The organism is Rhodococcus ruber, assembly GCF_016804345.1.
Taxonomy (GTDB): domain Bacteria; phylum Actinomycetota; class Actinomycetes; order Mycobacteriales; family Mycobacteriaceae; genus Rhodococcus; species Rhodococcus ruber.
Map to the genome: position 1 here is coordinate 1,120,248 of NZ_CP044211.1, position 10,725 is coordinate 1,130,972.

Sequence of the window (10,725 nt, forward strand, 5' to 3'; positions counted from 1 at the left end):
CCGAGGACGCTACGAGGAAATTCGACGATCACGCTCTCGGCGCGACCGAGGCCGGATTCTCGCCGACGCGCTGGTGGCCGGTCCGGCGGTCGAGGGGGCGGAGTTGTGGAACAGTTGCACGCCCGGTAGGCGGCGTCCGTGACGGAATGTCTCACCTGCACACGAAAAGCTATGTTGCTCAACTGTTTTTGTCTGGCAGCACACAGCGTTGCAGTTGTCGGAACAGCTCCGGTGCTCGATTCGGCTCGTCGATCCGGGTATCGGCTGAGTGCGCCGACGCTCCGGCGGTGACGGTCGCCCGGAATGAAGGCGCTCAGACTTCGACGGCGGTGCCGCAGATGCCACATTGCTCCAGCTGCCGGCGCTTCCATCGCGCGACCGGGACGAAGAACAACGTGAACTGGTTGAATTCGCGGATCCGTGCCCACTGTGTGGTGTTGTGGCAGTTCGGGCACGTTCGGGTCTGCCCGGAGCCGAGGTGTTGCCGCTTGGTGCTGAAGCCGAAGAGGAGGAACACGACGCCAGCATAGTGCGGCGTGGCGCTGTCAGTCCGGAATCGTGATCCGGCCGTCGAGTACGGCCTGCTCGATGCTGGCGCGCAGCTGCGGGCAGCCGTCGCGCAGGGCGCCCGGGACCTCGGAGCCCCGGAAATTCGGGCACACCGCCGCGGGGTCCTCGCGCCATTGCACGGTCGTGTGGTCGAAGCTGTTCTTGCGCACCAGGACACAGGTGCCGCACTCGCGGCACTGCACCTCGTGCAGGCCCGAATCGAGATAGTTGATCTTGTCGATGGCGGTCTGGGCGCGGACCGCCTCGACCCGGGCGGGCTGGCCGGCGAAGTCCGGGGCCTTCGCCCAGCTGCGCGCCCGGGTCGAGGGATCCATCGTCAGACCTCCGCTTCCTGCTTGCCCTGGTCGGCCTTCTGCCGCGCGAGGTTCTCGGCGACCTCCGCCTGCCATGCCTCGTTGGCCTTGGTGGTGTCGACCTCGTACTCGAAGCGCTGCGTCATCTTCTCGGTGACGTCGGCGACGTCGACGTAGAACTGCTCGTACCAGCGTCGCAGCTGGTAGACCGGGCCGTCCTCCTCGCACAGCAACGGATTCTCGATCTTGGTCTTGTTCTTCCAGATCTCGACGTCCTGCAGGAAGCCCTCGCCGATGCCTTCGGTCAGCTTCGCGGCCAGCTTGTTCGACGCCTCCTCGGGCATGCCCGTCGGCTTCTTGACGATGATGCCGTACTGCAGCACGAACGAGTCGTGTGTGACGGGGTAGTGGCAGTTGATCAGCACCGACTCGACCTCGTAGCCGCCGTAGCTGTTGGTCAGCGGATTGATCATGTAGGACGGGCCGTAGTACGCGGCGAACGACTTCAGCAGCGACTCCATGCCGTACTGGGTGGACATGCCCTTGTCGGGACGGCCCCGGGTGTTGAGGTACTGCGCGGCGACGTGCCCCTCGAAGACGTTCTTGAAGTACGTCGGGAAGGCGTAGTGGATGTAGTAGAAGTGCGCCATGTCCACGACGTTGTCGATGATCTCCCGGCAGTTGGCGCCCTCGATGAGGATCGAGTTCCAGGTCCAGTCGGTCCATTCGTCCGACCCGTACTGCTCGATGTCCGGGATCGTGACCTCCGGCGGCGGGGTGTTGCCTTCGGGGTCGTTCCAGACGAAGAGCTGACCGTTCTTCTCCATCGCGAGCCAGGCGCGGGTGCGGGCGAGCGGTGGCACACGGCGGGCGTAGGGGATGTCGGTGCACTTGCCGTTTCCTCCCCATCGCCAGTCGTGGAAGGGGCAGGCGACGGAGTCGCCCTTGATCTCGCCCTGGGACAGGTCGCCGCCCATGTGGCGGCAGTAGGCGTCGAGGATCTTCAGGTCGCCCGCGCTGTCGGCCCAGACCACGAGTTTGGTTCCGAAGGCCTCGACGGCGTGCGGCTTGCCGTCCTTGAACGTCCGGGCCAGCCCGAGGCAGTGCCACCCCCGCGCGAACCGCGTGCGGACCTCTCCGACGTCGATCTCGCGAACCTGTGCCATCGTCCCCTCACTTTCCTTCGGATGCTTGGTAGAACACGTTATAGAATTTTGGCGCGTACCGGAAGCGTTCGAGGACTTTCGTCCCACGGAAAGCCCGTCGACCTGGGACGCGGCTCCGGTCTCGACACAAATGGGAACGTGTTCTAGTCTCGAATCAAGCGATCAATTCCGGAACAGACGGGAGCGTCCAGTGGGCGACCACGAGAGCCACGAGGTGCTGCAGCGGATCGACGCGCTGCTGCCCGCCCTGCGGGAACGTGCACAGGAGACCGAAGACCTTCGCCGCATCCCCGACGACTCGATCAAGGCGCTGCAGGAGACCGGCTTCTTCCGACTGCTCCAACCGAGCCAGTGGGGCGGGTACGAAGCCGATCCGGTCACCTTCTACACGGCGGTCCGCAACATCGCCGCCGCGTGCGGCTCCACCGGCTGGGTCTCCGGCATCATCGGTGTCCACAACTGGCATCTGGCGCTGTTCGCGCAGCAGGCCCAGGAAGACGTGTGGGGCGAGGACACCGATGTCCGCATCTCCTCGTCCTACGCCCCCATGGGCGCCGGCGAGGTCGTCGACGGCGGATACAAGGTCAACGGTGCGTGGGCCTGGTCCTCCGGGTGCGACCACGCCACCTGGGTCGTCGTGGGCGGCCCGGTGATCAAGGACGGCCGCCCCGTCGACTTCGGCAGCTTCCTGATCCCGCGCGCGGACTACGCGATCGACGACGTCTGGAACGTCGTCGGGCTCCGGGGTACCGGATCGAACACCGTGGTGGTGCAGGACGTGTTCGTGCCGCGGCACCGCTTCCTCAGCTTCCGCGCCATGAGCGAGCTCACCGCGCCGGGGCTCGAGCGCAACACCGCACCCGTCTACAAGATGCCTTGGGGCACCATCCATCCCACGACGATCTCGACGCCGATCGTCGGCATGGCCTTCGGCGCGTACCGGGCCCACGTCGACCATCAGGGTAAGCGGGTTCGTGCCGCGTACGCGGGGGAGAAGGCCAAGGACGATCCGTTCTCCAAGGTCCGGATCGCGGAGGCGTCCAGCGACATCGACGCCGCGTGGCGTCAGCTGTCGGGCAACGTCGCCGAGGAGTACGCGCACCTCGTCGCCGGCGAGGAGGTCCCGATGGACCTGCGGTTGCGTGCCCGTCGCGACCAGGTCCGGGCGACGGGCCGCGCCATCGCCTCCATCGACCTGCTGTTCGAGAACTCCGGCGCCACCGCCCTCGCCAACGGCACGCCGATCCAGCGGTTCTGGCGCGACGCCCACGCCGGGCGGGTCCACGCCGCCAACGACGCCGAACGCGCCTACGTGATGTTCGGCGCCGGCGAGTTCGGCCTGCCGATCACCGACACGATGGTGTAGGGGATATCGAATTGACTGCGACGGAAGAGATCACCTACGAGTCCACGTCCCGGTTCGCGCAGGTGCGGGACGACCTGCGGTTGCACTACCACGAGGCGGGGGTCGGCAACGACACCACGATCGTCCTGCTGCACGGCGGCGGGCCGGGCGCCTCCGGCTGGTCCAACTTCGCCCGCAACATCCCCGTGCTGGCCGAGCATTTCCACGTCCTGTGTGTCGACCAGCCCGGCTACGGCAGGTCCGACAAGCCCACCGAACACCCGCAGTACTTCGTGCACAGCGCCACCGCGCTGAAGGACCTGCTCGACCACCTCGGGCTCGAGGGGCGCGTGCACCTGCTCGGCAACTCGCTCGGCGGCGGCGCCGCAGTGCGATTCGCGCTGGACTTCCCGGACCGCGCCGGACGGCTCGTGCTCATGGGGCCGGGCGGATTGAGCGTCAACCTCTTCGCCCCCGACCCCACCGAGGGCGTGAAGAACCTCGGCCGGTTCGCGGCGCCGCCGGAGGGCCCCACCCGGGAGAAGCTCGAGGCGTTCCTCCGGGTGATGGTCTACGACCAGTCGCTGATCACCGACGAGCTGGTCGACGAACGGTTCGCCGCCGCGAGCACCTCGGAATCCCTCGCTGCCGCACGCGCGATGGGGAAGTCGTTCTCCGGTCCGGACTTCGAGCTCGGCATGCTCTGGCGCGACGCCTACAAGCTCCGGCAGCGGGTGCTGCTGATCTGGGGGCGCGAGGACCGGGTCAACCCGCTCGACGGCGCGCTCGTCGCGCTCAAGATGATCCCGCGGGCGCAACTGCACGTCTTCGGTGGCTGCGGACACTGGGCTCAGCTCGAGAAGTTCGACGAGTTCAACCGCCTGACAACGGACTTCCTGACGGACAGGAGCAACTGACATGGGTATCCGATCCCTCGCCTACCTGCGCATCGGCGCCACCGACATGGACGCCTGGCGGGAATACGGTCTGAAGGTGCTCGGCATGGTCGAGGGCAAGGGCGTCGATCCCGCGGCGCTCTACCTCCGGATGGACGATTTCCCGGCCCGGCTGGTCATCGAGCCGCACGAGAGCGACCGGCTGCTCGTCTCCGGCTGGGAGACCGCGAACGCCGCCGAGCTGCAGGAGGTGCGTGACAACCTCGCGGCCGCCGAAGTGCCGTTCAAGGAGGGCACGGCCGAGCAACTCGCCGACCGCCGGGTCGACGAACTCATCGTGTTCCAGGACCCGTCCGGCAATACTCTCGAGGCGTTCCACGGGGTCGCGCTCGAGCACCGCCGCGTCGTGAGTCCGTACGGGCACCGGTTCGTCACCGGAGAGCAGGGACTCGGGCACGTCGTCCTGTCCACCCGCGACGACGAGGAGGCGCTGCACTTCTACCGCGACGTCCTCGGCTTCCGGTTGCGGGACTCGATGCGCATGCCGCCGCAGATGGTGGGCCGCCCGGCCGACGGGAAACCGGCCTGGCTCCGCTTCTTCGGATGCAATCCCCGGCACCACAGCCTGGCGTTCCTTCCGATGCCCACGCCGAGTGGCATCGTGCACCTGATGATCGAGGTGGAGAATTCCGACGACGTCGGGCTGTGCCTGGACCGGGCCCTGCGCCGCAAGGTCAAGATGTCGGCGACGCTGGGCCGGCACGTCAACGATCTGATGCTCTCGTTCTACATGAAGACCCCCGGCGGTTTCGACGTCGAGTTCGGCTGCGAGGGAAGGCAGGTCGAGGACCGGGAGTGGATCGCCCGCGAGTCCACAGCCGTCAGCCTGTGGGGCCACGACTTCAGCGTAGGCTTGCAGCCATGACCGGACCCGGCGACGTCACGATCGACCCTCGCACCTTCCGCACCGTGCTCGGCCAGTTCTGTACGGGTGTCACGATCATCACCACAGTCGACGCCGGCGAGCCGGTGGGATTCGCCTGCCAGTCGTTCGCGGCGCTGTCGCTGGACCCGCCCCTGGTGCTGTTCTGCCCGACGAAAATGTCGCGGTCGTGGACCGCCATCGAACGCTCCGGGCGCTTCTGCGTCAACGTGCTCGCGGAGGAACAGCGGGACACATGCGCGCGGTTCGGATCCCGCGAGCCGGACAAGTTCGCCGGTGTCGAGTGGCGTCCGTCGCCGCTCGGCTCGCCCATCCTCGCCGGCTCCCTCGCCCACATCGACTGCACGGTGGAGACCGTGCACGACGGGGGCGACCACTGGGTGGTGTTCGGCCGGGTGTCGTCGCTGAGCGAGGTGCGGGACGAGAAGGAACGGCCGCTGCTGTTCTATCGAGGCCAGTACACCGGGATCGAGCCGGACAAGACGGTGCCGGCCCCCTGGCGGGACGACCTCGAGGCGTTTCTCACGAGCACCTCCGAGGACACCTGGCTCTAGGGGCCGGCTCCGGCAGGCATCGGTCCGTCACTGGCCGGGTTGCGGCACCTCGATGCTGTCGGGCAGCTGGTCGCGGGCCCGATCGAGCTGCTGCTCGAGCTGCTCGACCATGCGGTCGTTGTTGAGCACCGTGACGACGCCCGCGACGTACGCGATGGACAGCACGAGCGAGACGACGCTCAGGACGATGCCCGCGATGGCAACGCCCCGTCCGGTCACGCCGAGGCGCCGGGCGGCGCGTAGGCCGACGATACCGAGCACGATGCCGATGATGGACAGCACGAGGCCCACCGGCGACAGGACGAGCGAGAGCACGCACACGAGTGCGGCCGTGCCGACCGCGAGTGCGAGTGCGGCAGCGACGCTCGTCTTGGCGGGCTTCGTCGTCACCCGCTCCTCGAAGGGGGCGGCGGTGGTGGTGGTGACGCGGTCGTCCGCCACTACACGGTCGCGGTCGGAAACGCGGTCGCGGTTGGGAATCGGGTCTCTGCCGGCGGCGCTGGCCCCGGCGGGTTCGCGTTCGATCATCGTCGGTCCTCCTGGTCGGGATGCTGGCCGGGATGCTGGCCGGGGGCGCCCTCGTCGACGTAGTACTCGGTGGTCACGACCCGCTTGTGGAGCCGCGGACCGGGCGAGGGCGTGCCGTGCTGCTGTGGCGTGCCGTGCTGTGGCGTGCCCTGCTGCGGTGTCCCGCCGGTGCCGCCGCCGTGCGACGGTGCCGACGGCGGCGCCGAGGTCGCGACACCCGGCGCACCGGTGGACGGTGTCCGATCGGCGTCGCGCAGTCGGTCGGTGTCGGGTGTCCGGCCGGTGTCGCGACCGGTGTCGGGTGTCCGGTCGCTATCCGGCGCGCGTCCGGTGTCGGTATCGGTATCCGCCCTGTCGTAGTACCGATAGAGCTGCGTCTCCTCCTCGGGGGTGAGACGGCCGTCCTCGTCGATGTTCGGGGCGCCGGTCACCGTGTCCTTGTCGAACGGCAGACGGACGTCCTTACCGTCCAACTCGGCGACGTCGATCGGCACGAAGTGCCGACGGGTGCCGAACAGGCCGGTGACGACGGTGATCCACGCAGGGTTGCCGGTCCGGTTGTCGAGATAGACCTCGCCGACCTTGCCGAGCTTGTCGCCGCCGGGACCGTGGACGGTGGCGCCGACGAGCGCATCGATGTCGCTGTTGTTGATCATGGTGACCTCACCGATCGATTGTGTCTTCGACTCGGTGGGTGCCCACTGCGGCGCGCGCCGAAACCCGGCGGTCGGGTCAGATCGGTTCGGCGTCTCCGAACGTCATCTGCAGACGGGAGATCGACGACGTGAGCAGCGCGCGCCGGGGCAGACCCAGGGTGCGCAGTTCACCGGCGATGGGGTGGGTGCCCAGCCGCAGGTCGGCGCCGCCGATGCGGCTGCGCACGCCGGCGGGATGCATCGCCCATCCGGTGCGCCGGGTGACGCCGCCCAGATGCGAGTAGGCCGTGACGGAGGCGGCCGCGCCCCGGCCGGGAACCGCGAAACCCGGCCGGACCGACAGTTCCGCGATCAGCTGCCCGTCGCTGCGCACCGACGCGCGCTTGACGTCGCCGGTGTGGTCGGCGTCGAAGTCGGCGAGAGTCTTGGGGAATCCCCAGATCCCGCGTCCCGCCGCCAGGGTGAACTCGCCGTCCACCGGGAGCCGGTGGATGAGGGCACCCGCGCCGCCGCGGACGAGTTCCCGCAGATCCCGCAGCGCGGTGCCGCCGCGCCGGCGGTGGTCGCGAACGAGGAAGCACACGCCGAACTCGTTGTAGGGTCCGAGATCACCGTCGACGTAGTCCACGAACACCAGGATGCAGACTCCGCGACCCGGGCGGGGGTGCAGCAGTTCGAGTCCAGAGTGGTCGATCAGCGCCTGAGCCGGCGCGGCGGGCACCGAGTACATCGCCGTGAATGCCGTCGCGGTCCGGACTCGCACCGGCATCTCGATCGCGGTGCCCGAGATCATGTGTGTCGTCACGCCCTGCCCCTTCTGCGCGGACCGATCGCGCACCCGGCGGTGGCCGGCCGGGTTGCGGATGAGAACGTGTTCTACTATTCGTGGTCCGTGCTGGGAGCGCAAGAGTGGTCGGCGAATGCGTCCGAAGAGCGGGCAGCAGAGCGGGCAGCCGCGCCGGATGGGCGCGGCCGCCCGTGCAGGGTGGGTCCGTCAGCTCGGTGCGCCGAGGTTCATCTCGTCCGGGTGCATGCCGACACGCGTGCCGTCGTCGAGGGTCGCGATCTCGCTCAGATCGAGGTCGTCGAGCTCGAAGTCGAACACGTCGATGTTCTGCGTGATCCGCTCGTCGTGGACGGACTTCGGAATGACGATCAACCCGTTCTGCAGGTGCCAGCGAATCAGCACCTGGGCAGCCGACTTGCTGTGCCGGTCCGCGATGCGAGTGATGATCGGATCCACCAGGAGCGTGTTCGGCTTGGACTCGCGGCCCCAGCCCGAGTTGCTGGTACCGCCCAGCGGGCTCCACGATTCGACGGCGATCCCGTGGTCGGCCGCGAAGGCGCGGATCTCCTGCTGGGGAAGGTGCGGGTGCAGCTCCACCTGGTCGACGGCGGGCAGCATGCCGCCGCGATGGACGAGCAGCTGCAGGTGGTGCGGCTCGAAGTTGCACACGCCGATCGCCTTGGCCCGTCCGGACTCGGCGATCTTCTCGAGCGCGTCCCACGTGCGCAGCAGCCGGTCGTCGTCCTGCAGCGGCCAGTGGATCAGGTACAGGTCGACGTAGTCGGTGCCGAGGCGGCGCAGACTCTCGTCGAACGCCTTCGACGCCCGATCGTAGCCCTGGTCGGAGTTCCACAACTTCGTGGTGAGAAAGACGTCCTCCCGCGGGACGGACGCCGACGCGATCCCGCGTCCGACACCCTCCTCGTTGCCGTACGCGGCGGCGGTGTCGATGTGCCGGTAGCCCGCCTCGTCGAGGGCGTAGCGCACGGCGTGTTCGGTCTGCTCGTCGGTGGCCTGCCAGACTCCCAGGCCGAGCTGCGGGATGGTGGTACCGGAATTCAGCGTGATGACGGGAGTGCTCATCGTCCCAGGCTAACGAGTCCGAAGGTGTCCTGCCGCGCTCGAGTCCGTCGCTCACTCGCCCAGCGGGATACTGCGGAATCGTGGTTCGGTGCCCCGTCGGGAAACGCCACCGGACGAGCACGCTCGAAGTCCGATCGCCGCTCCGGCGGGGCCAGGAGGTGCGATCACGCGAGCAGTCTTCCTGCGCCGAGACCGCCCCCCGCGTCTCGGTCAGGCGAGGGGTTCGATCTCACCGGGTCGCCAGGTCCGATCGAACCATGCCTGGAGTGGTCCGTAGAGGCGCAGGAGCAGGAACCAGGACTTGTCCGGGACCGTCTGGATCCAGTTCGACTCCCGGCCCGCCGGTGATGCGGGTCCGAAGTAGACGTCCACGGAGCAGTCTTCGTCGGCTGCGACCGTCCCGGTGTTGCTGTTGAGTGACGGGTACGGGTTGTCGGTCTGCAGCAGGGAGCGGGACTGGCAGTCGTAGACGCACAGCGACCAGAAGTCCTTGGCGGGAATGCCTGCGGGCAGGTGCACCCGGTAGGTGCGGCCCCCGTCCAGCCACTGTCCCTCGGAGTCCTCGGCGGTGTAGGCGTACTGCGAGCCCACTCCCACCGTCGGCGTCGCCATCGCCGGCGTGACGACGGTGGCGACGTAGTGGAACAGCGTACGGGCATCCAGGAGACGAACACCGTCGTGCAGGAACTCGGAGCTTCCGCCCACGAAGGCCGTCTTCCACGACGACACGTCCCGGCCGTAGATGTAGGACTGCGGGTCACGTGGCCGGTACGCGAGAGTGCGCGCAATCGCCGCACCGATCGGCGCCGCCTGAGACAGGATTGCGCGCATCCGCTGATCGGGAGCGAACGGCCGGCCCTTGACGATGCCGATCGCCGCCAGCTGACCGGCAAGCTCGGGATCGAGTGCGTCGACCGGTTCTTCCTGGACGATCTGGTCGACCTCTTCGTAGAACGAGAAGTCGTTCGAGTGGACGGTGTTGTACGGCACGCCGTCTGCTTTCACGAACCGCATCTCCGGCGGGTCACCGGCCTGGTCGAGCGGATAGATACGGGTCTGCTCGATGACATCGAGCCCGCCGAGGTTGCGGGCGAACAGGAAGTTGGTGAACGTGCGCGAGCGGAAGGTGAAGTAGCCCTCGGGGACCTCGCCCTCGTAGCCCGGCGGCAGGAACAGGTACTTCCCGCCCTGCCCCCTGTCGGGCCCGGCATTGCCCAGGTCGGCCACGTACCGGAACCAGAAGTCGTCGACCACGTCGAGTGACATCGGCGGGCACTCGACCACCGTCGGCCCGTCGGCCCGCAGGTCGAGCAAGGTGAACCCATAGGTCGTCTCGGTGTTGGCTGTCAGGAGGTAGGGCACCGAATCCATGCGCGCGCACACGGCCATGTCCCGCGACGTGTGGATTCCCAGCGACGGGAACGCGGCACGTGCGGCCGCGAGCGACGCGCCGGGAACCGCGTTCAGGAACACGTCGACGCCGCGCAGCAGGTCGAGACGATCCCAGCACAACGCCATCGTGTCCAGGTCCGGGACACCGTCGTCGAATCGGAATGTCCCCAGGTCCGTCTCGACGACATCGGGGATCCCCACCGCGCGGCGGGCCTCGTCAGAGCTCCCGCCGGAAGACCGAGCCGGCATGACCCCTCCTTCCCCGGCCGGCGCTCGGGAGCGGGACGCCATGGTGCGCGACGTCTGTCGAGGGTCACCCGAGGAACAGGCCGGGCAGTTGGCAGCTGCTGCGTCCTCTCTGAAAATAAGGGCACCGCACTCGATCCGGCAAGGTTGCTTGCCCGGGCCCGGGGCGGGGAGGCGTGGGTACCGAACCGAGCGGACGATGTGCATGTCCCGCTGCTACGGACCGGGCAGACGGTGTACGGACGGTGCCGCCGCCGGCAACGGTG

Annotated in this window: 12 protein-coding genes; 4 read left to right on the plus strand and 8 right to left on the minus strand. The window is 68.2% G+C overall.

Annotated elements, in window-relative coordinates; all coding sequences use genetic code 11:
• Positions 1-313: 313 nt before the first annotated feature.
• From F1734_RS05225 to F1734_RS05235, 3 genes are read right to left on the minus strand one after another with little or no spacing between them, the layout of a single operon-like run.
• On the minus strand, positions 314-517 hold the full coding sequence (locus F1734_RS05225; protein ID WP_010594503.1) for a zinc-ribbon domain-containing protein: 204 nt from the start codon (positions 515-517) through the stop codon (positions 314-316).
• Between the two features lie 28 nt (positions 518-545).
• Positions 546-884, minus strand: a complete 339-nt coding sequence (locus tag F1734_RS05230; RefSeq protein WP_010594502.1) for a hypothetical protein — start codon at positions 882-884, stop codon at positions 546-548.
• A gap of 2 nt (positions 885-886) precedes the next feature.
• The gene (locus F1734_RS05235; RefSeq protein ID WP_010594501.1) at positions 887-2,029 is read right to left on the minus strand and encodes a 3-ketosteroid-9-alpha-monooxygenase, oxygenase component; all 1,143 of its coding nucleotides are present in this window, start codon (positions 2,027-2,029) and stop codon (positions 887-889) included.
• Positions 2,030-2,219: 190 nt separating this feature from the next.
• Between F1734_RS05235 and hsaA the strand changes: the two genes are divergently transcribed.
• The 4 genes from hsaA to hsaB are packed head-to-tail and all read left to right on the plus strand — an operon-like array spanning position 2,220 to position 5,767.
• The gene (hsaA, locus tag F1734_RS05240) at positions 2,220-3,395 is read left to right on the plus strand and encodes a 3-hydroxy-9,10-secoandrosta-1,3,5(10)-triene-9,17-dione monooxygenase oxygenase subunit (RefSeq protein WP_010594500.1); all 1,176 of its coding nucleotides are present in this window, start codon (positions 2,220-2,222) and stop codon (positions 3,393-3,395) included.
• A gap of 11 nt (positions 3,396-3,406) precedes the next feature.
• Positions 3,407-4,291 carry a 4,5:9,10-diseco-3-hydroxy-5,9,17-trioxoandrosta-1(10),2-diene-4-oate hydrolase gene (gene hsaD / locus F1734_RS05245; RefSeq protein WP_010594499.1) on the plus strand — a complete coding sequence of 295 codons (885 nt, stop codon included), beginning with the start codon at positions 3,407-3,409 and terminating at the stop codon, positions 4,289-4,291.
• A gap of 1 nt (position 4,292) precedes the next feature.
• Entirely contained in the window at positions 4,293-5,195 is a 903-nt protein-coding gene (hsaC, locus tag F1734_RS05250) for an iron-dependent extradiol dioxygenase HsaC (RefSeq protein ID WP_010594498.1), read from the plus strand.
• Positions 5,192-5,767 carry a 3-hydroxy-9,10-secoandrosta-1,3,5(10)-triene-9,17-dione monooxygenase reductase subunit gene (gene hsaB / locus F1734_RS05255; protein ID WP_010594497.1) on the plus strand — a complete coding sequence of 192 codons (576 nt, stop codon included), beginning with the start codon at positions 5,192-5,194 and terminating at the stop codon, positions 5,765-5,767. Before hsaC ends, hsaB begins: the two co-directional genes overlap by 4 nt.
• A gap of 27 nt (positions 5,768-5,794) precedes the next feature.
• Here the strand turns inward: hsaB and F1734_RS05260 are convergent, their stop codons facing one another.
• The 5 genes from F1734_RS05260 to F1734_RS05280 all read right to left on the minus strand — a co-directional run bounded on the left by F1734_RS05260 (position 5,795) and on the right by F1734_RS05280 (position 10,462).
• Positions 5,795-6,295 (minus strand): DUF4190 domain-containing protein, encoded by a 501-nt coding sequence (locus F1734_RS05260; protein ID WP_010594496.1) that lies wholly within the window; start codon positions 6,293-6,295, stop codon positions 5,795-5,797.
• A complete protein-coding gene (locus F1734_RS05265) occupies positions 6,292-6,951 on the minus strand; it encodes a PRC-barrel domain-containing protein (protein ID WP_010594495.1) in 660 nt (219 codons plus the stop codon). The genes F1734_RS05260 and F1734_RS05265 overlap by 4 nt, the downstream gene beginning before the upstream one ends.
• 76 nt (positions 6,952-7,027) lie before the next feature.
• Positions 7,028-7,744: an acetoacetate decarboxylase family protein gene (locus tag F1734_RS05270; protein WP_010594494.1), complete on the minus strand. Its 717-nt coding sequence runs from the start codon at positions 7,742-7,744 to the stop codon at positions 7,028-7,030.
• Between the two features lie 201 nt (positions 7,745-7,945).
• Complete coding sequence (locus F1734_RS05275) at positions 7,946-8,821, minus strand: aldo/keto reductase (protein WP_010594493.1); 876 nt, start codon at positions 8,819-8,821, stop codon at positions 7,946-7,948.
• A 210-nt stretch (positions 8,822-9,031) separates the two neighbouring features.
• Positions 9,032-10,462: a DUF1254 domain-containing protein gene (locus F1734_RS05280; protein ID WP_238424105.1), complete on the minus strand. Its 1,431-nt coding sequence runs from the start codon at positions 10,460-10,462 to the stop codon at positions 9,032-9,034.
• Positions 10,463-10,725: the final 263 nt, after the last annotated feature.

Excerpts from the sequence above, each read along its gene's own strand:
- F1734_RS05230 (WP_010594502.1), bottom strand. The coding sequence starts at position 884 with ATGGATCCCTCGACCCGGGCGCGCAGCTGGGCGAAGGCCCCGGACTTC.
- F1734_RS05235 (WP_010594501.1), bottom strand. The coding sequence starts at position 2,029 with ATGGCACAGGTTCGCGAGATCGACGTCGGAGAGGTCCGCACGCGGTTC.
- hsaC (WP_010594498.1), top strand. The coding sequence starts at position 4,293 with ATGGGTATCCGATCCCTCGCCTACCTGCGCATCGGCGCCACCGACATG.
- hsaB (WP_010594497.1), top strand. The coding sequence starts at position 5,192 with ATGACCGGACCCGGCGACGTCACGATCGACCCTCGCACCTTCCGCACC.
- F1734_RS05260 (WP_010594496.1), bottom strand. The coding sequence starts at position 6,295 with ATGATCGAACGCGAACCCGCCGGGGCCAGCGCCGCCGGCAGAGACCCG.
- F1734_RS05265 (WP_010594495.1), bottom strand. The coding sequence starts at position 6,951 with ATGATCAACAACAGCGACATCGATGCGCTCGTCGGCGCCACCGTCCAC.
- F1734_RS05270 (WP_010594494.1), bottom strand. The coding sequence starts at position 7,744 with ATGATCTCGGGCACCGCGATCGAGATGCCGGTGCGAGTCCGGACCGCG.
- F1734_RS05275 (WP_010594493.1), bottom strand. The coding sequence starts at position 8,821 with ATGAGCACTCCCGTCATCACGCTGAATTCCGGTACCACCATCCCGCAG.
- F1734_RS05280 (WP_238424105.1), bottom strand. The coding sequence starts at position 10,462 with ATGCCGGCTCGGTCTTCCGGCGGGAGCTCTGACGAGGCCCGCCGCGCG.